Origin of the sequence: Clostridium sp. AF12-41 (assembly GCF_003461685.1) — a bacterium.
Taxonomy (GTDB): Bacteria; Bacillota; Clostridia; order Lachnospirales; family Lachnospiraceae; genus Otoolea; species Otoolea fessa.
In genome coordinates, this window is the sequence record NZ_QTXO01000004.1 from 303,184 (window position 1) to 327,419 (window position 24,236).

At 48.8% G+C, this 24,236-nt stretch carries 19 protein-coding genes and 1 other annotated feature; of the genes, 14 read left to right on the forward strand and 5 right to left on the reverse strand.

Annotated elements, in window-relative coordinates; genetic code table 11:
- Positions 1–160 precede the first annotated feature (160 nt).
- Positions 161–1,702 (forward strand): carboxypeptidase M32, encoded by a 1,542-nt coding sequence (locus DWV73_RS08830; RefSeq protein WP_117796455.1) that lies wholly within the window; start codon positions 161–163, stop codon positions 1,700–1,702.
- Here the strand turns inward: DWV73_RS08830 and DWV73_RS08835 are convergent.
- A complete protein-coding gene (locus DWV73_RS08835) occupies positions 1,638–2,627 on the reverse strand; it encodes a site-specific integrase (RefSeq protein WP_117796456.1) in 990 nt (329 codons plus the stop codon). The two genes, DWV73_RS08830 and DWV73_RS08835, sit on opposite strands and share 65 nt — an antisense overlap.
- A gap of 388 nt (positions 2,628–3,015) precedes the next feature.
- Between DWV73_RS08835 and glmS the strand changes: the two genes are divergently transcribed.
- Positions 3,016–4,857 carry a glutamine--fructose-6-phosphate transaminase (isomerizing) gene (gene glmS / locus DWV73_RS08840; RefSeq protein WP_107000109.1) on the forward strand — a complete coding sequence of 614 codons (1,842 nt, stop codon included), beginning with the start codon at positions 3,016–3,018 and terminating at the stop codon, positions 4,855–4,857.
- 203 nt (positions 4,858–5,060) lie between these two features.
- Here glmS and DWV73_RS08845 read toward each other — a convergent pair whose 3' ends face one another.
- On the reverse strand, positions 5,061–5,600 hold the full coding sequence (locus tag DWV73_RS08845; protein ID WP_107000108.1) for a DUF4364 family protein: 540 nt from the start codon (positions 5,598–5,600) through the stop codon (positions 5,061–5,063).
- A gap of 87 nt (positions 5,601–5,687) precedes the next feature.
- Entirely contained in the window at positions 5,688–6,842 is a 1,155-nt protein-coding gene (locus DWV73_RS08850) for an NADP-dependent malic enzyme (protein WP_117796457.1), read from the reverse strand.
- Between the two features lie 400 nt (positions 6,843–7,242).
- Between DWV73_RS08850 and DWV73_RS08855 the strand changes: the two genes are divergently transcribed.
- From DWV73_RS08855 to DWV73_RS08905, 11 genes are all read left to right on the forward strand, one after another.
- Positions 7,243–8,493, forward strand: coding sequence for an argininosuccinate synthase (locus DWV73_RS08855; RefSeq protein WP_117796458.1), 1,251 nt, complete (start codon positions 7,243–7,245; stop codon positions 8,491–8,493).
- A 129-nt stretch (positions 8,494–8,622) separates the two neighbouring features.
- Positions 8,623–10,014 carry an argininosuccinate lyase gene (argH, locus tag DWV73_RS08860; RefSeq protein WP_022358445.1) on the forward strand — a complete coding sequence of 464 codons (1,392 nt, stop codon included), beginning with the start codon at positions 8,623–8,625 and terminating at the stop codon, positions 10,012–10,014.
- A 22-nt stretch (positions 10,015–10,036) separates the two neighbouring features.
- Entirely contained in the window at positions 10,037–10,975 is a 939-nt protein-coding gene (gene argC / locus DWV73_RS08865; RefSeq protein WP_117796459.1) for an N-acetyl-gamma-glutamyl-phosphate reductase, read from the forward strand.
- Between the two features lie 295 nt (positions 10,976–11,270).
- Positions 11,271–12,479 (forward strand): bifunctional ornithine acetyltransferase/N-acetylglutamate synthase, encoded by a 1,209-nt coding sequence (gene argJ, locus DWV73_RS08870; protein ID WP_117796460.1) that lies wholly within the window; start codon positions 11,271–11,273, stop codon positions 12,477–12,479.
- Between the two features lie 17 nt (positions 12,480–12,496).
- Positions 12,497–13,345 carry an acetylglutamate kinase gene (argB, locus tag DWV73_RS08875; RefSeq protein WP_233430166.1) on the forward strand — a complete coding sequence of 283 codons (849 nt, stop codon included), beginning with the start codon at positions 12,497–12,499 and terminating at the stop codon, positions 13,343–13,345.
- Positions 13,346–13,376: 31 nt separating this feature from the next.
- Positions 13,377–14,555: an aspartate aminotransferase family protein gene (locus DWV73_RS08880; RefSeq protein ID WP_117796461.1), complete on the forward strand. Its 1,179-nt coding sequence runs from the start codon at positions 13,377–13,379 to the stop codon at positions 14,553–14,555.
- A gap of 2 nt (positions 14,556–14,557) precedes the next feature.
- Complete coding sequence (gene argF, locus DWV73_RS08885; RefSeq protein ID WP_022358782.1) at positions 14,558–15,460, forward strand: ornithine carbamoyltransferase; 903 nt, start codon at positions 14,558–14,560, stop codon at positions 15,458–15,460.
- Between the two features lie 347 nt (positions 15,461–15,807).
- Complete coding sequence (locus DWV73_RS08890) at positions 15,808–16,227, forward strand: C-GCAxxG-C-C family protein (protein WP_117796462.1); 420 nt, start codon at positions 15,808–15,810, stop codon at positions 16,225–16,227.
- Between the two features lie 292 nt (positions 16,228–16,519).
- Positions 16,520–16,857, forward strand: a binding site (T-box leader).
- Between the two features lie 85 nt (positions 16,858–16,942).
- Entirely contained in the window at positions 16,943–18,022 is a 1,080-nt protein-coding gene (locus DWV73_RS08895) for an ABC transporter substrate-binding protein (protein ID WP_242995778.1), read from the forward strand.
- A 92-nt stretch (positions 18,023–18,114) separates the two neighbouring features.
- Complete coding sequence (locus DWV73_RS08900) at positions 18,115–19,023, forward strand: ABC transporter permease (protein ID WP_117796463.1); 909 nt, start codon at positions 18,115–18,117, stop codon at positions 19,021–19,023.
- Positions 19,024–19,067: 44 nt separating this feature from the next.
- Entirely contained in the window at positions 19,068–19,862 is a 795-nt protein-coding gene (locus DWV73_RS08905; RefSeq protein WP_117796464.1) for an ATP-binding cassette domain-containing protein, read from the forward strand.
- Positions 19,863–19,956: 94 nt separating this feature from the next.
- On the opposite strand, the gene DWV73_RS08910 is transcribed toward DWV73_RS08905, so the two are convergent.
- Positions 19,957–20,835, reverse strand: coding sequence for an MBL fold metallo-hydrolase (locus tag DWV73_RS08910; RefSeq protein ID WP_022358555.1), 879 nt, complete (start codon positions 20,833–20,835; stop codon positions 19,957–19,959).
- A 155-nt stretch (positions 20,836–20,990) separates the two neighbouring features.
- Positions 20,991–22,379, reverse strand: a complete 1,389-nt coding sequence (gene nhaC / locus DWV73_RS08915) for a Na+/H+ antiporter NhaC (protein ID WP_117796465.1) — start codon at positions 22,377–22,379, stop codon at positions 20,991–20,993.
- Positions 22,380–22,719: 340 nt separating this feature from the next.
- On the opposite strand from nhaC, the gene DWV73_RS08920 reads away from it, so the two are divergent.
- Entirely contained in the window at positions 22,720–24,057 is a 1,338-nt protein-coding gene (locus DWV73_RS08920; protein WP_117796466.1) for an MATE family efflux transporter, read from the forward strand.
- Positions 24,058–24,236 lie beyond the last annotated feature (179 nt).

The window sequence follows — 24,236 nt, forward strand, 5'->3', positions numbered from 1 at the left end:
AATCATAAGAAAGATATAAGAAACAGAAGAAAGAAAATCTGGTATGATGAAGATGGAAATGGCTCATATTACAAAAGAATGCAGGCATATGTGCAGCGGAACCTAAAAATACACAGAATTTGGATGATAGAATTACGAAAAAAAGACAGGAGGCAGGAAAATGGCACAGACAGAACAGAAGAATCAGAATGTAAAAAAACAGTTTGAGGAGCTGCAGTCTCTTTTGGAGCGGGCGATGGCGCTTCAGACGTCGATGGTTTTGTTTGAGTGGGATGATGAGACGCTGGCGCCGAAGGGTGCAGCGGAGCATACCGCGCGGGTGATAGGTTCACTTTCGGAGCAGTATCAGGAGATTCTGGCGTCAATGCGTTTTAAGGAGCTGCTGGATGTCTGCCAGAAGGCAGAAAAAGAGAATGCGGGCGTATTTGATGAGGTGCAGTCGGCAATTCTCCGGGAAGCAGCCGAGGAGCAGGAGCGGCTTTCCTGCATTCCGCCGGAGGAATACCGTGCGTATGCAGAACTTACGGCGCGTGCGACGGGAATCTGGACGCGTGCGCGAGAGAAAAATGATTTTGCTTCATTTGCCCCTGTTTTGAAGGAGATTATTTCCTATCAGAAGAAATTTGCGGCGTACCGGGCAAAGCCGGGACAGAAGCTTTACGATGTGATGCTGGATACCTACGAAAAAGGTTTTAATATGGAGATGTTAGATCCATTTTTTGAGCTGATGAAAGGGAAAATCGTGCCGCTTTTGAAAGAATCGGCAGATCGCTCGAAGACGGTTCCGGACGCCTTTTTATCCGCAGATTATCCGGAGGCGGCGCAGGCAGAGGCGGCGCGTTTCCTAGCAGAGTATGAGGGCTTTGATTTTGACCGGGGAGTACTGGCACTCAGCGCCCATCCGTTTACGACGAATCTGCACAATCATGATGTACGGATCACGACGCATTATCAGAAACGGATTGATTCTTCGATTTTTTCCGTGCTGCATGAGACGGGACATGCTATCTATGAATTTGGCATCCGGGATGACCTGACACAGACGCTGGTGGGGCAGGGAACTTCGATGGGAATGCATGAATGCCAGTCCCGTTTCTTTGAAAATATCGTGGGGCGCAGCCATGCATTCTGGAAACCGATTTATGGAAAAGTGGCGCAGATGTTTGGAAGCCCGCTGACGGAGACGAGTCTGGAGGATTTTCTGGCGGCGGTTAATAGAACCGTTCGGGGGCTGATCCGGACGGAAGCGGATGAGCTTTCTTATCCGCTGCATGTGCTGGTGCGATATGAAATTGAGAAAATGCTGATTGAGGAGGATCTGGAGGTGGAGAAACTGCCGCAGATCTGGAATGATAAGTATGAAGAATACCTGGGAGTACGCCCGTCCACGGATCGGGAGGGCGTACTGCAGGATATTCACTGGTCACAGGGATCGATCGGCTATTTTCCGTCCTATGCATTAGGAAATGCCTTTGGCGCGCAGATTTATCACCAGATGAAGAAGGAATTGCCGGTAGAAAAACTACTGGAGGCTGGAAACCTGGGAGAAATCCGCGAATATCTGCGGAAAAATATTCACCAGTATGGCAAATTGAAGGACAGCCGTCAGATCCTGCGCGATATGACGGGGGAAGATTTTAATCCGTCATATTATGTGGCATATCTGGAAGAGAAGTATGGACGGCCGGAAAAAGAGCAGTAAGGCGGTCGATCTGTTCTTTCTTGAATTCCAGAGAGGAATGAAAATAGTATTCAAGCGTGACTTTCAAATCGGAGTGTCCCAGAATTTCGCTGAGCGTTTTGGGATCCATGCCATTTGTGATACAGCGGGTGGCAAACGTGTGCCGGATTGCATGAAAATTCAGATAGCGCAGTCCGGCTTGTGATAGAATGCGCTGGTAGTGATTCTGGAAGGTTCGCGGATCCATCGGGGAGCTGGCAGATTGTGACAGCAGAAAATAATCCGGGTGTTCCGGATGAGAATATGGCTGTAGGATCGGCAGAAGGAAAGCGGGCAGGGGAACCAAACGGTTGGAGGAGATGCTTTTGGGACCGGATAAAATGAGTTCTGATTTATGGGTTGTGTCAAGGCGCGTCAGGCGCTGTACCGTGTGTCGGACATGGAGATAGCGATCGGAAAAATGAATATTTTCCCAACGCAGGGCGCAGAGTTCTCCAACCCGCAGCCCTGTATAGAGTCCCAGATAGATGACGGCTTCGGAGATTCCTGTATGGGCAGTTAGATAGTGTTCGAGCTGTTCCTGTTCCTGAAGGGTAAAAACAGGTACTTCAGGGCGCTTTTTTGGAAGACGGGGCGGGAGATAGAGAATGCCGTTTGTCTGCCCGGTTTCATAGGAAAGACGCAGAATGGAGTTGACGAGCAGAAGAATACAGCGGATAGTTCCGTTCCCAAGCGGATGCAGGGAATCCGGGGATAAAAGGGAATTGCGGAATGTCTGAAGCATAGGCAGATCGACCTCTGAAAGCTGGATGGCTCTAAAATAAGGGGAGATATAACGGTCTGCCAGATGCCGGTATTTCACATAGGTAGACAGGGCTCGCGCCTGTTTCTGCTTTTCCAGCCAGATGGAAAGAAGATCGTTAAAGTACATTGTTTCGTTTTTCATGATGAAACCTCCTGTATAAAAAATAGTTGTCGTGGACAATCGTTATTTTACAGGTAGATATGCAGAAGAAATATGTGACTGCTTATGGCGGATGGTTTTGAAAAGAGATGTGTTTATATGATGACTGACGAAAATATTACAGCAAATGCTGACAAGAAGATTCTTTTTTGGTATAATGAGACAGAATATGTACATGACTGAGAAGAAAGTCTATATCGAAGGTGCCGGTCAGGCGCTATTTAGGGATAAACGACATATTTTATAGAAGATTCTATTTTGAAGAATCAATAGATTTATCATATTCTTGAGATAGAGATACGAAGGCGGGAGTGTCTGAGGCGGTATGATGGCAGCGGCTCGCCTGGTTGGAAAAAGGAGGAATAATTGTATGTGTGGTATCGTAGGATATACAGGAGACCAGCAGGCGGCTCCGATCTTATTAGCGGGTCTGGAGAAGCTTGAATATCGTGGATACGATTCAGCAGGTCTGGCAGTCAGAGACGGAGAACGTGTACCGGAGGTTGTAAAGGCGAAGGGACGTCTGCGCGCGCTGGCAGAGAAAACAGACAATGGACGCGCAATGCGGGGCAACTGCGGTATCGGTCATACCCGCTGGGCGACACACGGGGAGCCGTCTGAGAACAATGCACATCCGCACTGCACGGATGACCGCAGCGTGGTAGCGGTTCACAATGGTATTATCGAAAACTATCAGGAAATTCGCGAAAAACTGATTAAAAATGGATATACGTTTTATTCAGATACTGATACAGAGGTGGCTGTAAAGCTGATCGATCATTATTATAAGAAATACAACGAGGGACCGCTCGATGCGATGGCGCGTGCGATGATGCGTATCCGTGGCACGTATGCACTGGCGGTTATGTTTAAGGATTATCCGGAGGAGATCTTTGTAGCCCGTCAGGATAACCCGATGATCATCGGAGTAGGCGAGGGTGAATCCTTTATCGCGTCGGATGTTCCGCCCCTGCTTCCATATACCCGCAAGGTATACTATATCGGCAATCAGGAATTGGGACGCTTACATAAGGGAGAGGTTACTTTCTATAATATTGATCAGGAAGAGATTCAGAAAGAACTTGTGACGATTGAGTGGGATGCAGAAGCTGCTGAAAAGGGAGGTTATGAGCATTTCATGATTAAGGAGATCCATGAACAGCCGCGTGCGGTTCGGGATACATTAAATTCAGTCATTCGCGATGGTCATATTGACCTGACCGAGGCGGGACTTTCCGATGATGTCATTCGTTCGTTAAAGCGTATTTATATCGTAGCGTGTGGTTCTGCTTACCATGCAGGCGTGGCAGCGCAGTATGTGATCGAAGATCTGGCGCGTATTCCGGTCCGCGTCGAGCTGGCTTCCGAGTTCCGTTACCGGAACCCGATTCTGGAAGAGAACAGTCTGGTTATCATCATCAGCCAGTCGGGCGAGACAGCCGACAGCCTGGCAGCCCTGCGTCTGGCAAAGAGCCAGGGCGTTCCTACGATGGCGATTGTCAATGTAGTAGGTTCCACGATTGCGCGTGAGGCAGATCATATTTTCTACACATTGGCAGGTCCGGAGATTGCGGTGGCGACCACCAAGGCATATAGCACACAGCTGGTTGCCGGATATCTTCTGGGCGTGCAGTTTGCCCATGTGCGCGGTACGATCACAGAAGAAAAATATGAAGAACTCCTTGCAGCCCTGCAGGAACTGCCGGATCAGATCGCGAAGCTGCTCGAAGATGACAAAGAACGCATCCAGTGGTTCGCAGCGAAATATGCCAATGCAAAAGACGTGTTCTTCATCGGCCGCGGCATCGACTACGCAGTCAGCATGGAAGGTAGCCTGAAATTAAAAGAGATCAGCTACATCCATTCCGAAGCGTATGCAGCCGGAGAATTAAAACACGGAACCATCAGCCTGATTGAGGATGGTATCCTCGTAGTCAGCATCCTGACCCAGGAAGCCCTGTATGAGAAGATGATCAGCAACATGGTAGAAGTAAAATGCCGCGGCGCCTACCTCATGGGACTCACAACTGCAGGCAACTACAATATTGAAGACACCGTCGATTTCGCAGTCTATATACCGAAGACTGACGAGCACTTCACACCGAGCTTAGCGGTTGTGCCGCTGCAGCTGCTGGGATATTATGTAAGTGTATCGAAGGGACTGGATGTAGATAAGCCTAGAAACCTGGCGAAGAGTGTTACGGTAGAGTAATAGAGCTTTTTATGGTGTTGTTATAGATCTAGAAAAAGTAATATAAATGGAAAGAAAAGACAAGGTTTGCAAAAAGGCATAAAATGTCAGACGCAGACCTTGTTTTTTGCTTGAAACTAAACAGAAAAAGAGAGTCCTCCGTGTGATTTTGCAATCACGCGGAGGACTCTCTTTTTCGTCTCGTATGCGATTTTTTATCGTCTTTATTTTTTCTCCACCCCATGCTCACTCATCAAAGATTTCATCACATAAGCATAAATCTCTTGGCTTCGATCCTTCCAGTGATTGCACATGATTTCCGCCTGCTCCTTATCCGGAACGGAGATATCGAGATTGACAAGAACGGCTTTTCCTTCCCGCACCTCGCAGTGAACGATGTAGTCCTGATTGGTCGATTTATAGAAATCGGAGATCAGTCCTACCTCGTTTCGCATGCGGAAGCGGTTCTGTTTCAGGTATTCATCCATGTCGCTGACGATGGCAGGAGAGATGTTTTTGCCGAAAAATTCCAGCGTTTCCTCGCCCTCCTTAGTGATCTCATAGCGGGAGCTGTTCCGCATCGTCTCCTTTTTTACCAGACCTGCATCCAGAAGCTCGTTCAAGGCCTGCTGGAGTGTGAAATACGTGGTGTACTCACGATCCAGGAAAAAATTGGAGAGCTGCGCGTTGGTCAGCGGAAAATTGACCTGGTGCAGCATATAGAGATTCATCAGTTTGTAAAGTGTCATCGGTTCAGCCAGCATGGAAAAACTCCTTTATTATTATTTCGTAACTGTGTAAATTTTGTGCGGTTCTTACGGTAAATGCGAGAATCGCTTGAATTGTTACGTTTATTTCTTAATGTGTTCCTTCACAGCCTTGGAAACAGCGTCAGCTACACGCGGATCAAATGCTGCCGGAAGAATGTTCTCGTCGCTCAATTCGCTGTCATCAACCAGAGCAGCAATTGCGTTGGCAGCAGCCAGTTTCATTTCTTCGGTGATAGCGGTTGCACGTCCTTCCAGAGCGCCGCGGAAGATGCCTGGGAAGATGAGAACGTTGTTGACCTGGTTCGGGAAATCGGAACGTCCGGTTCCTACGACTCTTGCACCAGCAGCTTTTGCCAGATCCGGCATGATCTCCGGAACCGGGTTTGCCATTGCGAAGAGAATGGAATCCTTATTCATGGAAGCAACCATCTCCTGGGAAACGATGCCCGGAGCAGACACGCCTACGAAGATGTCAGCGCCTTTTAATGCATCGGCAAGTGTGCCCGTCTTGTGCTCTAAGTTGGTAACTTCGACCATCTTTTCCTGCATCCAGTTAAGCCCTTCCATGCCCTTGCAGAGCATACCGGTCTTATCACACATGGTGATATGCGGGAATCCGTAGTTTAAGAGCAGTTTGGTGATGGCAACGCCTGCGCTTCCGGCGCCGTTGACAACAACTCGGCAGTCTTCCTTCTTCTTGCCGGTTACTTTCAGGGCGTTGATGATACCTGCCAGTACGACGATGGCGGTTCCGTGCTGATCATCGTGGAAAACCGGAATGTTTAACAGTTTCTTTAAACGTTCCTCGATCTCAAAGCAGCGCGGTGCGGAGATGTCCTCCAGGTTGATACCGCCGAATGCCGGGGCAATGCGGACAACTGTCTCGATGATCTCCTCGGTGTCCTGTGTGTCGAGGCAGATCGGGAATGCATTGATGCCGCCGAACTCTTTAAACAGAACGGCTTTTCCTTCCATAACCGGCATAGCTGCTAACGGTCCGATATTGCCAAGTCCCAGAACGGCGCTTCCGTCGGAGACAACGGCTACAGTGTTGGACTTGATGGTGTAGCGGTATGCAGCTTCCGGATCTTCTGCAATTACCTTACATGGTTCTGCAACGCCCGGTGTGTATGCCAGAGCCAGATCCTCTCTGGTTTTTACCTGTACTTTGGAGACGGTATCGAGCTTGCCGTTCCATTTTTCATGAAGTTCGAGTGCTTTTTCATTGATCGTCATGGTTTTTATCCTTTCGAATGCTTTCATTTTATTCTTACATTATAATAGCAATTTTGACATTTTAAATCAAGATGCATATTTTAGAATGCAGGAAGGGCAGTACCATGTTACTGTACACACACAGTACCACTTATTTATAATACTTATACCTATCATGTAGCATAGCATATAAATGAAGTCCGTAAATGTTATTTTTATGCATAAAACACATGAAAAATGCATAAAACACGTTTTTATACAAAAATTATTCATAAAAATGCAAAAAAAGTATTGCATAATTAGGATCAAGGAGGTATAATCTGGGTAATTTCACGTGAGGCATATAAATCTGCCGGTCTTGTTTGACCGGGCAGACAAAGAAAAAAGCGTCACGCAGGCAAATGATTGGAGGAAATGAAAAATGGCTAAGAAATATAATAAAATTGTTCTTGCATATTCAGGCGGTCTGGACACATCGGTTTTAATCCCGTGGCTGAAAGAAAACTATGGCTGTGAGGTTATCGCAGTTTCCGCTGACGTAGGTCAGGGTGCGGAGCTGGATGGTCTGGAAGAGAAGGCATTAAAGACAGGTGCTTCCAAGCTGTACATCGAGGATCTGAAGAAAGAGTTCGTAGATGAGTACATCATCCCGACCATGAAGGCTGGCGCTACTTATGAGCATTACCTGTTAGGTACTTCCTTCGCTCGTCCGATTATCGCTAAGAGAATCGTTGAAATTGCGAAGAAAGAGGGCGCAGACGCTATCTGCCACGGCTGTACCGGTAAAGGAAACGATCAGGTTCGTTTCGAACTGGCTATCAAGGCATTTGCTCCGCAGATGGATGTTATCGCTCCGTGGCGTTTCTGGGAACTGAATTCCCGTGAAAAAGAGATCGAGTACGCAGAGGCTCACAACATTCCGTTAAAGATTACGAAAGAGACCAACTACTCCAAGGATAAGAACCTGTGGCATCTGTCCCATGAGGGTCTGGATCTGGAGGATCCGGCAAACGAGGCTCCGATCAACAAACCTGGATTCCTTGAGTTAGGCGTATCTCCGGAGAATGCACCGGATAAAGCTGCTTATGTAACCATCCACTTCGAGAAAGGTGTTCCGACCAGTGTAAACGGCGAGGAGATGGATGCAGAGAAGGTAATCGAGGTTCTGAACAAGGTAGGCGGTGAGAACGGCTGCGGACTTCTGGATATTGTAGAGAACCGTCTGGTTGGCATGAAGAGCCGTGGTGTATATGAGACTCCTGGCGGAGCTATCCTTTACAAGGCTCATGAGAAACTGGAAGAAATCACTCTGGACAAAGAGACACAGCACTACAAACAGCAGCTGGCTCTCAAGTTCGCTGAGTTAGTATACAATGGTCAGTGGTACACACCGCTGCGCAAAGCAATGAGCGCGTTTGTTGATTCCACACAGGAGACCGTAACCGGTGATGTAAAACTGAAACTTTACAAGGGCAACATCATTCCGGCATCTGTTACATCTCCATACACCCTGTATTCTGCAGGCATGGCTACATTTGATGAGGATGACTGCTACAACCAGGCAGATTCCGCTGGATTCATCAACCTGTTCGGACTTCCGATCAAGGTTCGCGCCCTGAACGACGAAGTTCTGGCAGCAAAGACCGGCGAGCATTTTCCGAGCGTAGAATAATTTAGGAAAATAATAAATAATCTGCAGGCGACAAGCCCGCAGCCGATGGTGACCATTGGTTTTCCGGTATCTGCCGGTTCCAATGGTCGCATTGGTTCTAAATCAGAGAATAAAAAGGAGTTTACACTTATGGCAAAGTTATGGGCAGGACGATTCGGAAAAGAGACAGATCTGGAGGTAAATGATTTTAACTCATCGATTTCCTTTGACTGTCGTCTTTATAAGGAAGATATCACAGGCTCCATGGCCCATGCGGCTATGCTGGGCAAGCAGGGCATCATTGCGAAGGAAGAATCAGACAAGATTATCGAAGGACTGAAAGGTATCTTAGCGGATATTGAGGCAGGTAAGATTCATTTCTCACAGGATTATGAGGATATTCATATGAATGTAGAGCAGATTCTGACCGAGCGCATCGGCGATGCCGGAAAACGTCTTCACACGGCGAGATCCAGAAATGATCAGGTTGCACTGGATATGCGTCTTTACGTGAAGAAAGAGATCGTGGCGATCAAAAAGGAAATTCTCGATTTCATGGAAGCACTCTGCGAGAGCGCAAAGAACAATCTGGAAACTGTTATGCCGGGTTATACACATCTGCAGCGTGCACAGCCAGTTACATTTGGACATTATATGATGGCATATGCCAATATGATGCGCCGTGATGTAATCCGTCTGGAAAACTGCTTAGAGGGCATGGATGATATGCCGCTCGGATCCGGCGCGCTGGCTTCCACGACTTATCCGATCGACCGTGATTTTGTACGCCAGCAGCTTGGATTTGCCAGAGTGACCAACAACTCCTTAGACGGTGTTTCCGACCGTGATTACTGCGTAGAGCTGACGGCAGCGTTATCCATTCTGATGATGCATCTGTCCCGTTTCTCTGAGGAGATTATTTCCTGGTGTTCCTGGGAGTTCAAGTTTGTAGAGCTGGATGACGCATTTTCAACCGGTTCCTCCATCATGCCGCAGAAGAAGAATCCGGATGTCTGCGAGCTGGTCCGCGGCAAGACCGGTCGCGTGTACGGCGATCTGTTTACCCTTCTTACCATGTTAAAGGGTATTCCGCTGGCATACAACAAGGATATGCAGGAAGACAAAGAGGCAGTCTTTGATGCGATTGACACCGTAAAACAGTGCCTGCGCGTGCTGACTCCAATGTTCTCCACGATGCAGATCCTGAAAGACAATATGAAGAAAGCGGCTCTGAAAGGCTTCATCAACGCAACGGACTGTGCAGATTACCTGACCAAGAAGGGAATGCCGTTCCGTGACGCATACAAGACCGTCGGACAGCTGGTAGCCCAGTGTGTACGCGAGGACAAGTCCTTAGCCGATCTGACACTGGAAGAGTACAAGACACATTCCGATGTCTTTGAAAATGATGTATATGAAGCGATTGATTTGAAGACCTGTGTACGTGGACGTAAGGTAATCGGCGGACCGGCTCCGGAAGAAGTAACCCGCCAGATTTCGGTGATTGAGAAGTTTGTGAGCGAACACAAGGTTCAGGAGTAGGACAGGAAACGGGGGACGAACAATGGCGAAACCGAAGATTTATATAGACGGAAAAGAAGGAACAACCGGGCTGCAGATTTACGATCGTCTGGCAAAAAGAGAGGACATCGAGCTGCTTCTGATCGATGAGGCAAAGCGCAAGGACACGGAAGAGCGAAGAAAGCTGATTCATGCGGCGGATATCGTATTCCTGTGCCTGCCGGATGCGGCAGCGGTTGAGGCAGTTGCACTGGCGGAAGGTTCTGGGGCGCGCATCATTGATGCATCTACCGCGCACCGGACAGCCAAAGGATGGGCGTACGGCATGGCAGAACTTTCAAAGGAGCACCGCGAGGCGATCAAAACGTCCAGCCGGGTGGCGAATCCAGGCTGCCATGCAACTGGATTTATCACTTCTGTTTATCCGCTGGTGGCGCAGGGAATCATCCCGAAGGATTATCCGATGACAGTCTTTTCCCTGACCGGCTATTCCGGCGGCGGCAAAAAGATGATTGCCGAGTATGAATCGCCGGAGAAGCCGCAGAGCTATTTCGCACCCCGTATTTATGGTCTGACGCTGAAACATAAGCATTTACCGGAGATGCAGAAGGTCTGCGGACTTGATTATCCGCCGGTCTTTAGTCCGATCGTGGATGACTACTATAAAGGAATGGCAGTCACGATCCAGCTTCAGAACCGCCTCTTAAACGGCGGGCCGACCGCGGAAGATATCTATGAGAAGCTGGCTGGCTGGTATGACGGACAGAAACTCATTAAGGTACATCCGTTTGGATATGACGGTATGATCGCGGCGGCAGATATGGCAGGCCGAGACAGTCTGGAGCTGATTGTCAATGGTCACGGGGAACAGACCATGGTGACGGCGCTCTTTGATAATCTTGGAAAGGGTGCTTCAGGCGCGGCCGTTCAGAACATGAACCTGATGCTTGGATTTGAGGAGACAACTGGACTGGCATTATAGAAAGGTGCTATAATAAAAGAATGGCAGATGGTTTTTTTAGATATTTTGGGGTTGAGAGATAAAACCATAAAATAGCTGCGGGGGACTATAGACGCGAAGTTATATAAAAATGTACTCTCGGAGTCTTTCTGCACTTGCTTTTGTGGCTGATTTTCCGCCAGCCGCACCCGAATTTCATCAACGTACGCACCGCGTACGCCTCAGAAATTTGGGCACAACTGACAAAAAAACATCTCACAAAATCAAGCACAGAAAGATTCCGAGAGTACATTAAAAATGACAGGAGGAATGTCATATGAAGATAATCGAAGGCGGCGTTTGTGCTGCAAAAGGATTTAAAGCGGGTGCGATGCGCTGCGGAATCCGCAAATCTCATACAAAAAAGGATCTGGCGATGATCCTTTCGGACTGTGTCTGCAACGCATCGGCGGTTTATACGACCAACCGCGTCAAGGCATCGCCGATTTTACTGACAAAGGAACATCTGGCCGACGGAAAGGCACAGGCGGTTATTGTCAATTCCGGAAATGCGAACGCGTGCGCTCCGTTTGGCATGGAGAATGCAAGAAGACAGGCAAAGGCAGGCGCTCGTGCGCTGGGCGTTTCGGAGGAAAATGTAATCGTAGCATCGACCGGCGTCATCGGTCAGACGCTTCCGGTTGAGGCGATCGAGGCTCATGCAGGCGAGATGGAGATGAAATATGACAACTCCCTGGTAGCTGCAGAAGCGATCATGACGACCGATACAAAAGTGAAGACGATCGCTGTTGAATTTGATATAGATGGAACAACCTGCCACATCGGCGGTATCTGCAAAGGTTCCGGCATGATCCACCCGAATATGGGAACGATGCTGTGCTTCATCACAACCGATTGTGCAGTCAGTAGCGAGATGATCCGCAAGGCGCTGTTATTCAATGTAAAACGTACCTTCAACCGTGTGACCGTTGACGGCGATACCTCCACCAACGATATGTGTACCGTTCTGGCAAATGGTATGGCTGGCAATGCGGAGATTACTGCAGAAGGTCCGGCATACGAGGCATTCTGCGAGGCATTGCAGGCAGTCATGCAGGATCTGGCTCGTAAGATTGCGGCAGACGGCGAGGGCGCAAGCAAGCTGATGACCTGTACCGTGAAGGGAGCGAAGGACGAGGAGACAGCCGAGGTACTGGCAAAATCCATCGCCGGTTCTTCCCTGACCAAAGCAGCAATGTTCGGTTCCGATGCGAACTGGGGACGCGTTCTCTGCGCGATGGGCTATTCCGGAGCTGAGTTTAACACGGAGAAAGTGTTAGTCGAGTTTGCTTCCAAAGAGGGCAGCATTGCGGTCTGTGAGGACGGCAGAGGACTTGATTTTGATGAAGATCTGGCAAAGAAAATCTTAAGCCAGGATGAAGTGGAGATCAATGTAACACTTCAGGAAGGCAGCGGAAGAGCTACCTGCTGGGGATGCGATTTGACCTATGATTATGTGAAGATTAATGGAGATTATCGGACGTGATGAAAACAGGATCAAAAATGAGCGCAGAAGTCCTGGTAGAGGCACTGCCTTATATTCAGGAATATGCAGGTAAAATTATCGTTGTAAAATACGGCGGAAACGCCATGATTAATGAAGATTTAAAGCAGGCGGTGATCGAGGATATCGTCCTTTTAAATCTGGTAGGAATCAAGGTCGTGCTGGTACACGGCGGCGGTCCGGAGATTTCGGAGATGCTCAAAAAAACCGGAAAAGAGTCTAAATTTGTCAAAGGTCTGCGCTACACAGACCGCGAGACGATGGATATTGTCCAGATGATTCTCTGCGGCAAGGTTAACAAAAACCTTGTTTCCCTGTTTGAGAAAGCAGGCGGACATGCCGTTGGTCTGGGCGGCATGGACGGCGGACTCTTCAAGGCGATCCAGTTAGTCGATCCGGATGGAACGGAATACGGCTATGTGGGAGATATTAAAGAAGTCAATGAGAAAGTCGTTCTCGATGTTTTAAATGAGGGCTTTATCCCGGTTGTTTCCTCCGTGGCAGCAGGCATGGACGAGGAGACAAACTATAACATCAATGCAGATACGGCAGCGGAGAAGCTGGCGGTGGCACTGAAAGCGAAAAAACTGATTCTTCTGACGGATGTATGCGGTCTGATGCGCGATCCGAAAGACGATTCGACATTGATTCCGAGACTGAAAGTTTCCGAGGTTCCGGCACTCATCAAAGAGGGCGTGATCTCCGGCGGCATGATTCCGAAGGTAGATTGCTGCGTTGAGGCAGTGCGCCAGGGTGTAGAACGTGCCAATATCCAGGATGGTCGTGTGCCGCACTCGATTCTGGTCGAGCTTTTGAGCGATGACGGTGTAGGAACCATGTTCTCGTAAACAAAGTTTGAAAGATGCATGGAGGATTTTTATGACATTTGAAGAAATCAAACAGGGCGAAGAAACTTATATTATGCACACATACGGACGTTTCCCGATTGCGCTGGATCACGGAAAAGGCGCGACGCTGTGGGATACGGACGGAAAGAAATACATTGATCTGACCTCTGGCATCGGTGTCAACAGTCTTGGCCATGACAACGAGGCGCTGACGACTGCGGTATCGGAGCAGGCACATAAGCTGATGCATGCCTGCAACCTGTATTACACCGAGCCTATGGTGCAGGCAGCAAAGAAGTTGGTCGATGCAGCCGGAATGGGAAAAATCTTTTTTGCAAACTCCGGTGCGGAGGCCAACGAGGGTATGATCAAGCTGGCAAGAAAGTATTCCTTTGACAAATACGGCGAGGGAAGAAATAAGATTATTACGCTGAAACAGTCTTTCCACGGACGTACCGTGACGACATTAAAGGCAACCGGACAGGACAAGTTTCATCAGTATTTCTTCCCATTTACGGAAGGATTTGATTATGCGGCAGCCAATGATATCGAAGACATGAAGTGCAAGATCGATGGTACGACCTGCGCTGTCATGATGGAGATGATTCAGGGCGAGGGCGGCGTCCTTCCGCTTGATAAGGAATTTGTACAGGCAACTGCCGAGATCTGCAAGGAGAAGGACATCCTGCTTCTGATTGACGAGGTTCAGACGGGCATCGGACGTACCGGAAGCCTGTTCTGCTATGAGCAGTACGGCGTTCAGCCGAACATCATCAGTATGGCAAAGGGGCTCGGCGGCGGTGTTCCGATCGGTGCTGTCATGGCGGATAAGAAATGCCAGGATGTACTGGGCGCCGGTACGCACGGTACAACCTTCGGCGGCAATCCGCTCTGCTGTGCGGCTGCCAATACCGTATTAGATATCGTAAATAAGCCGGAATTCCTGAAATCGGTTCAGGAAAAGGGCGAGTACCTGAAAAAGGAGATTTTAGCGATCGGTTCTCCGAAGGTAAAAACCGTTCGTGGCATGGGACTGATGTTAGGCATCGTAGTGGACAAAGACGAGAGAGCTGCGATGGTCAGTCAGTTGATGGAGAAAGGCGTCCTGGTCCTGACAGCCGGTACAGAGGCGATCCGTCTGCTTCCGCCGCTTGTCATCACGAAAGAGGAGATGGACGAGGCAATCGCTGCTATGAGGGAGGTATTTTAGACATGAAGCATTTATTAAAGCTGTTGGACTGCACACCGGAGGAGATTACCTCGATTCTGGATCTGGCAGATCAGTTAAAATATGAGCGGAAACATCACATTTCACATCGTCTTCTGGAGGGCAAATCCATCGGTCTGATTTTCCAGAAGTCATCCACCCGTACCAGAGTTTCGTTTGAGACAGGTATGTTCCAGCTCGGCGGACAGGCACTGTTCCTTTCCTCCCGCGACTTACAGATCGGACGCGGTGAGCCGGTACAGGATACCGCACGCGTACTCTCCCGTTATCTGGACGGCATCATGATCCGTACCTACGAGCAGAAAGAAGTGGAGGATCTGGCAAAATACGGTTCTATCCCGATCATCAACGGTCTGACTGATTTCTGCCATCCGTGCCAGGTACTGGCTGATCTGATGACGATCCGTGAGAAATACGGCGTACTGAAAGGGCTCAAGATGTGTTACATCGGCGACGGCAACAACATGGCGAACTCCCTGATCGTAGGCGGTCTGAAATCGGATATGCAGGTATCTATCGCAACTCCGGATAATTACCGTCCGGCGAAAGAAGTGCTGGATTTCGCAGCTGGCAATGACGCATTTACACTGGTAAATGATCCGATCAAGGCAGTGGAAAATGCAGACGTTGTCATCACAGATACATGGACTTCCATGGGTCAGGAAGAAGAGAAGAAGATCCGCCAGCAGGCATTCCAGGGATATCAGATCAATGACGAGCTGATGGCTGCGGCAAAACCGGGGGCGATGGTAATGCACTGTCTGCCGGCTTACCGTGGACAGGAGATTACCGAGAAGATCTTTGAAGAACATGCGTCAGAGATCTTTGAAGAGGCAGAAAACCGGTTGCATGCCCAGAAGGCGGTTATGGTTACGCTGATGAAATAGAAATATATAGAAATGCATAAAAATGGCAAGGTGACGCGCCAGAAGCCAAATGCCCTCCGTTGCGGTTTCGGAGCCGGTAACACTAGGCTTGCATAGATTTGTTAAAAGCAGAGTCCAAAATACAAACTCGCTTCGCTCAGACAGGTGTATTTTGAACTCTAACACAAATCTCTGCGAGCCAAGAGTTACCAAGACTCCTGCAAATGCAACGGAGGGCATTTGGCTTCTGGCGCTGTATGTTGTATGCTTTTTGGGGTGTTTAAAAAGTGGGAATGTATGTTATAATTGGCATAAATAGTACAATATAAAAAATTTAGCAGATTAAGAAAATTTTAGGAGGTATCAGTATGACAAAAGAGGAGATTTCAGCGCGTCAGCAGCAGGCGGCTCAGTTTCATGCAATGGGGTATAATTGTGCCCAGTCGGTGGCGTGTGCGTTTGCGGATAAGGTGGATTTGGACAAGGTGGCGCTGTTTAAGGTGACGGAGGGGCTTGGTCTTGGCATGGGCGGCATGAATGGTACCTGTGGGGCCATTTCGGCGGCGGCTGTGCTGGCGGGGCTGAAGGATAGTATCGGGGATCTGGAGTTGGCGAATTCGAAGGCGGTTTCTTATAAGGATGCCAGAGAGTGCATCGCGCGTTTCCTTGAGAAGAACCAGAGCGTGGTCTGTAGGGATTTGAAGGGTGTGGAAACGGGAAATGTGCTGCGTGCCTGTCCGGACTGCATCAGCGATGCGGTGGAGATTATCGGAGAAGTATTGTTCTAATATATCCTCGCAAATTGGCACGTTTGAAACTGTAAGTGCCGTACAGCAACGCGCGGGCAGCCGATTTTGTTACTGTTCACGCATACGTGCCCAGTAACGGAATTTGCCGTGGCTTCGCATTTAAATACGGCAAATTCCTGCTGCCACCACGTTTTCTTACGGCACTTTCGGTTCCAAAAGTGCCTACCTGTGAACAGTAACCCGATTTTGCCGATGATAAAGAAAAATTCGAAAATAGGGTTGACAACTTAAAAACATAGTGGTAAACTATGAAAAAATTAAATACGACACTACAAAGTCAATGAACAAAACGAGTACATACAGAGGTACATCACAGAGAGCCGGGCTTGGTGGAAACCGGTATGAAGGGCTGTATGGAATGGATTTGGGAGATGCGAGGTGAAAGAGTGATTCGAGTAGCTGCAGCCGTAGCTCTGCGTTAAAGGGGAGGGTATCGAGAGCATATCTGATTTCGCATTATCAATCACGTCTATGTTTTCCGTACCGTAGAATGAGTCAGACTGGATGGCAGATATTTTCCATTGTGTGAGAATATCTGCTTTTTATATATAAAGTTTGAAGGTCTGAGAACAGGGGTGGCACCACGATGTTTGTTTATTCGTCCCCGGCGCAGGAGTTTGTCTGCGCCGGGGATTTTATATTTCGTTGGGAATCAAAATCAGCAAGAGCCAGGATGGCGGAAAGGGAGAGTATTATGAAAAAAATGAATGGATTTGGAATGATGGCAAAAAGAGGCACAGCAGCAGCGATGGCAGCGGCAATGGCACTGACGATGGCAGGCTGTGGCGGCTCGAATGCGGCAGAGACGACAGCAGCGGCGGATTCTGAGGCGGCTTCTGAAAATGGAGATGCATCGGAGACAGCAGCCAGCGAGGCAAAGGGCGATATCAAGGTTGGAGTGATCCAGATGATTGATAACGGTGCATTTGCAGATATGCGCGATGGTTTCTCGGAGGAGCTGACTGAAAAATATACAGGTGGTAAAGTCGATATTGTTTACAAAAATGCACAGGGCGATGCGGCAGCGCTGAATACCATCTGCCAGGAGATGGCAGACAGCGGTGTTGACCTGATTGCAACGATTGCGACTCCGGCGACCCAGGCGATGGTAAACCTGGAGACGGATATTCCGGTATTCTTTATCGCTGTTTCCAATCCGGTCGGCGCGGGTGTCATTACCGATATGGAAAAGCCGGATAAGAATGCAACCGGTACTTCCAATGCGATTCCGGTTGAGGATATTTTCGCACTGAGCGATAAGCTGACACCAGATTGTAAGACCTACGGAATGTTGTATAATACAAGCGAGATCAATTCCGTCAGCACCGTGGAGAATGCAAAAAAATATTTAGACGATCAGGGACTTTCTTATAAAGAGGCGGTTGTTACGAACTCATCTGAAGTACAGCAGGCGGCACAGTCTTTAGCGGGCGAGGTTGACGCGATTTTCGTACCGAATGACAGTGTCATCCAGAGTGCAATGCCGATGGTAACGGAAGTGGCAAGAGATGCGAAGATTCCGGTATATGGAAGCTCCGCTGTTATGGTTGATTCCGGTGCATTTGCAACGATTGCGATCAGCGATACCGAGATCGGCGCACAGACCGCAGATATGGCACTGGAATACTTAAATGGAACTGCGATGGAGGATATTGCAGCTGTTGTGGTACCGGCTTCCAATATGGTAATCAATCAGGATACAGCCGATGCACTGGAAATCACATTCTCGGATGAGGTGCAGAAAGAGGCAACCTTTGTAAAGGATGCGGAGTAAGATATATAGCAGTCTGGCTGGTACACACATTCATTGATTGTGGAAATTTGCGGAGTAATTACAAACGAACTTGAAAATAGGAGGAAGCACACATGACACTGGTGATCGGATCCCTGCAGTTGGGATTTTTATATGGAATACTGGCGCTTGGAATATACGTCACATTCCGCATTTTAAATATTCCGGATCTGACGGCGGAGGGGAGTTTTACGCTGGGACTGGCAGCCTCGGCAGTCTGCACGCTGGCGGGGCATCCGGTTGCCGGGATTGTGGCAGCAGCTGTGGCCGGGGCGCTGGCTGGCTGTGTGACAGGCGTACTCCAGACGAAGATGGGGATTCATGCGGTATTAGCTGGCATACTCACAATGTGCGGGCTTTACACCATCAACCTGATTGTGATGGGAAGCAGCCCGAATATTTCCCTCATCAATGTTCCGACCGTATTTAAAGCGGCAGAAAGCCTGGGACTTTCAAAAGAGGCGGCAAGACTCGTGATTGCGATCGCGGCAGCAGCAGTCTGCCTGGTGCTGTTGATTCTTTTCTTCCGGACGCATCTGGGACTCTGCATCCGGGCGACTGGCGATAATGAGGCGATGGTGAGCGCGTCCTCCATCAATGTAGACGCGATGAAAATCACGGCGCTGGCATTCAGCAATGCACTGGTAGCGGTCAGCGGCGGTCTGATTGCCCAGTATCAGGGATTTGCAGATGTAAACTCCGGTTCCGGTATGCTGGTCGTAGGCCTAGCATCGGTCATCATTGGCGAGGTGATTGTTGGAAAAAGAGGTCTGGAAATCGGATTTTTTTCCTCGATTTTCGGTTCGATCATCTACCGTTATATCATCGCAGCGGCAACCAAGAGCCAGATTTTTCCGGCATATGCGTTAAAACTGGTATCAGCGTGCATCGTAGCGGCGGCGCTGGCGCTTCCGGCGATCCGTTATCAGATGGGGCTTTTAAAGATGAAGCGGACGAGAGAAAGAGATATGTGTGAACAATAACCTGGAAAGCAGTTACAAACAGGGATAAAAGATGGAGATGTACTATGTTAGATGTAAAACAGGCAACCAAAGTATTTTCCGCTGGTACGGCGAGCGAGCACCACGCTTTGAACGGACTGGACCTGCATCTGGATGATGGGGAGTTCGTGACGATCATCGGTTCCAACGGAGCGGGAAAATCGACGCTTTTTAATGCGATCTGCGGCAATTACTGGCTGGATCAGGGACAGATTTTCCTGGATGGTCAGGATATCACTTTTCTGTCGGAGCACCGCAGGGCGCGCCAGATCGGGCGCGTGTTCCAGGATCCGATGAAAGGAACGGCGCCGCATCTGACGATCGAGGAAAATCTGGCGCTGGCATATACCCGGAAGGATCGGAAGCCATTTCGAAGTGCGGTCCGCAAACAGGAAAAGGATCTATTCCGGACAGAGCTTGAGAAGTACCATATGGATCTGGAAAACCGTATGAAGACGAAGGTAGGGCTTCTGTCAGGTGGTCAGAGACAGGTTGTGACGCTTCTCATGTGTACGCTTGTCATGCCAAAGCTCCTTCTTCTGGATGAGCACACAGCGGCGCTTGACCCGGCGACGGCGGATAAGGTCATGGAGATCACGCGGTCGATTGTGTCGGAAAACCACCTGACGACGCTGATGATCACCCACAATCTGTCGCAGGCGCTCACGACCGGAAATCGGACGATCATGCTCGATGAAGGGCGGATCATCCTGGATCTGGGCGGTGAGGAGAGAGCGAAAATGGGGGTGAATGACCTTTTAGACTGTTATGCGGAGAAAAAGAAGAAGGCATTTGATAATGACCGGATGATGCTGGCGTAGAAGATAAAACGAAATGGGGATGTAAAAAAATTCGATTGAGTTTTTACATCCCCATTTTGTTTAGGGACTTATTTCACAGCCCCTTAAATTTTTCTTAGAATACATCTAAATCCTGTCCATTTACAACGGCACCTTCATATCCGGCATCACGGATTTCCTGCAAAATGGCGGTGTTTCTGCGCGCCATCTCAGCCTCGACATCGCGGGTGTTGTCCTGGATTTCCATGTGATAGATACGGTGGTAGGTAACCAGAAGCCGCGGGTGCGCTTTGGCGGCAATCTTTGCCAGATCAACGCTGAGAGTGTGAACTTCCTGGTGGTATTTCTGCCATTTTGGCTCTCTGGCGGAGAGTCCGGCGGTGTACTCGACCTCATGGAGGAGAATATCGCAGCCTTCCGCTTTCTGCGCCACGATCTCAAGCGGAGCCGTGTCACCGCTGATCACGATCACCTTATCCGGCGTTGTAAACTTAAATCCGTAGCTTTCAAGCGTACCGTGGCTGACTGGAAATGCCTCAACCGTCACGCGGTCATCCTGATAAATGATACCAGGCTGGATATCGGTAGTTTCGACTTTGTAGCCATTTTCGTTGGCTTTTTCAAAGCCGTGGATACGGAAGTCGATGTCCGTCTCATATGCTTTTAAAATATGTTCGGTCATGTTCTGGATGCCTTTTGGACCGAATACTTTCAGCGGCTTCGGGCGTTCCAGCACCCACGGGGTAAAAATGAGATCCGGATAGCCGGCCGTGTGGTCGGTGTGCAGATGTGTGCAGAATGCGATCATCAGCCGGTCCGGGCGCAGGGCATCAATTCCCTGTTGGTATGCTTTCGCCGCCTGACGGACAACGCCAGGACCAAAATCTACAAGATAAGCGCGGTCGCCTACGACAACTGCGGAAGAAGGACCGCTGGCATTCGGGCAGGCGTTCGGGGTGCCGGTTCCGAGAAGTACAAGCTTTGTTTCCATCATAAATATTCATCTCCTAAATTCATATGTAATATATTTTGCGCGAAATCATGAAAATAGTTCGGGCAAATTAGATGTGTTCAGCCTTTGCACAGGTAAACACCGTGTCAAAGGCTGCATATATGTTTCGATCATTTTGTTTTCATCAAGTGAAAGGTTTAATTTTGAGCGTCGTCTGTATGCCGGATGGAGATTCCCGTAAATCCATAGAAAATACTGAACAAAGGTGTTAAGTACAGTAAGAACAGGTATGGGAAGAATACTGACCAGGCAACGCCGAGGGTTCCAGACATGTATACACAGTAACCGTGCCACGGAATCATCGGACCGGATAAAGTACCTGCGTCCTCAAGGGTACGGGAAAGGATTTCCGGTGCGATTTTTCTGGATTTGAACAGCGGTTTCATCATATTTCCAGTCAGGACGTGGGACATCGGCTGGGAACAGCTGATTAAGCTGGTTACATAGCCGACTAAAAGGCTTGCTGCAATCAGGCTGCCATCGCTGTTGATGTGATTTACGATGGCGTTTAAGAGATTGCCGAGAACGCCGAGGCGATCCAGCATACCGCCCATACCAACTGCAAAGCAGATGATTGCCACATACTGAAGCATGCTGCTCATACCGCCGCGGTTTAAGATGGTCTGTAAAATACCTTCCTCAATGCTGGTACTGTATCCGTTGTAAGCAACACGGATGATACTCTGCAAAGTTGCGCCCTGATAGAAGAAAGAGACAGCTCCGGCGCAGATGGCGGAAAGACCAAGGGAGACAACCGCGTTTACTTTGCATAAAAGCAGAATAATGATTGCGATGGCTGGCAGCAGAGTGATGAAGCCAAGTTTAAACTCACCTTGCAGGGCATCGATGTATGTCAGAAGATTTCCAGTTTCATAGTTCCCTGAAGTCTGGCTGATGCCAAGAATTACAAAGAGAACCAGGCTGATGACAAAGGTCGGAAGCGTGGTCCAGAGCATGGAACGCACGTGGTCGTTTAATTTAGAACCAGCAACCGCTGGAGCCAGGTTGGTTGTGTCGGAAAGCGGGCTTAATTTGTCACCGAACATCGCGCCGCAGATGACAGCACCTGCCACCATGCCAGGATGGATGCCCATCGCGTTGCCGATTGCCATCATGGCAACACCGGCACTGCCGACGGAACCGTAGGAGGTTCCGGTCACAAGGCTTAATACGGCACAGAAAATCAGGGTCAGAGGCAGCAGCCAGGTCGGGTTGATCAGTTTTAAACCGCCGACAATGATGGTTGCAATCGTGCCGCTTTGCAGCCAGGTACCGATCATGACGCCAATTGCCATGAGTAGGCACAGGGTAGGAACGACAACCCGGATCGCGTCGTAAGCGCCGTTTACAACATGCTCATAATTTATGCGTAATACCTTACAAAACAGATAGATGATGATCCAGCTCATAAATAGTCCAATCATCGGTCCGCCCGTTTTCAGCCGGATGCAGACTGCAACCGCTCCGATGATCAGGAGCAGAAGCAGAAGCGACTGAGGCATGTTTAATTTTTTGTATTCGCTCATAACATAGTTCCTCCCTAATGTGAAAGTTGTGCTTTTTTGAATTTAATGCGTTGAGGTTTAACGCGTTAAATTGTAAATTTATTTTCATTATACAGAATAATTCCGAAAAAATCAACCGTAGGAATAATATTTATTTGGCTCAAGGGAGAAGAGGTGCAGGTGATGTTCTGTGATGTGAAGAATTATGATATAATGAGCGCAAGTGAGCCAGAAAGCTGCTTGCAGATTTATGGCGAACGGCGAATGGCGATCACGATAGCTGCGTCAGCAGCGGTAAGCATCGAAGATGCGAATCGTGATATAATGGCAGAATTACTTAAAAATTTGACAGGAGAATGTTATGGAACAGAGGATTCAGTTATCGGATCATTTCGGTTTTGGGAGATTGATCCGGTTTACAATTCCATCTATTTTAATGATGATTTTTACCTCCATTTACGGAGTGGTAGATGGATATTTTGTATCGAATTTTGTAGGAAAAACGCCGTTTGCGGCGGTCAATTTCATTATGCCGTTTCTGATGGTCGTAGGTGCCATGGGATTTATGTTCGGCACGGGTGGAAGTGCCCTGATCGCCCGGATTATGGGCGAGGGCAGGCGTGAGAAGGCGCAGGAGATTTTTTCCCTTCTGATCGCTGCGACCTTTGTTTCTGGTCTGGTAATTGCGGGTATCAGTATTCTGTTTTTACCGCAGATCGCTGCCTTTCTTGGCGCGAAGGGAGAGATGCTGGCGGACTGCATCCGGTATGGACGGATCATTCTGGTGGCGCTTCCGTTTTTAATGCTGCAGTATGCGTTTGGCAGCCTTTCCGTGACGGCGGAGAAGCCGAAGCTGGGGCTGATTGTAACGATCATTTCGGGTGTGCTCAATATGACGGGAGATGTTCTGTTCATGGGAGTGTTCCATTGGGGAATTGCCGGAGCGGCGATGGCGACTGCGATGGGACAGATCATAGGCGGAACGATACCGCTGGTTTATTTCCTGCGGAAGAACAGCAGCAGCCTGCGCCTTCGCAGACCAAAGTGGGATGGAGGAGCGCTCAGACGTGCCTGCACCAACGGTGTATCGGAATTGATGAGCAGTATTTCCATGTCCATTGTCGGCATGCTGTATAACGCGCAGCTGATGCGCTACGCGGGAGAAAACGGAGTCGCAGCTTACGGAACCATCATGTATGTGGATTTTATTTTCCTTGCGATTTTCATCGGTTATGCGACCGGCGTAGCTCCAGTTATCAGCTATCACTACGGCGCAGGAAATAAAAAGGAGTTAAATAACCTGCTAAAGCGCAGTGTGCTTCTGATCGCGGCGGCGTCTCTGAGCATGCTGCTGCTGTCCGAGGTGATGGCGGCACCGTTGGCAGCTATTTTCGTAGGATATGATGCCGGGCTTCTGGACATGACGGTACATGCGTATTCCATTTATGCGGTTTCGTTCTTATTCTGCGGTTTCTCCATTTTCAGTTCCGCCTTTTTTACGGCGCTGGGAGATGGACTGACCTCGGCGCTGATAGCATTTTTGCGTACTCTTGTGTTTGAAAGTGCATCGGTTATCATTCTGCCGCTGCTCCTGGGCCTGAACGGAATCTGGGGTGCAATTATCGTGGCGGAATATATGTCCGTGACGGTGTCAGTTATCTTTTTGGTGGCGAAGAGAAGGAGGTATCAATATTTTTAGGACAATAAGCGGGAATCCTCGGCAATTCAATTACCGAGATGAAAGCGCAGGAGTGTGCATATCTGCACAATGCAAATAGTATAATAATTCTCATCCTTTGATAGTAATGCCGTAACCGGTATACAATAAAAACGAAAATATGTTCGAATAATAATTGCGTATTACACTTCAATATGATA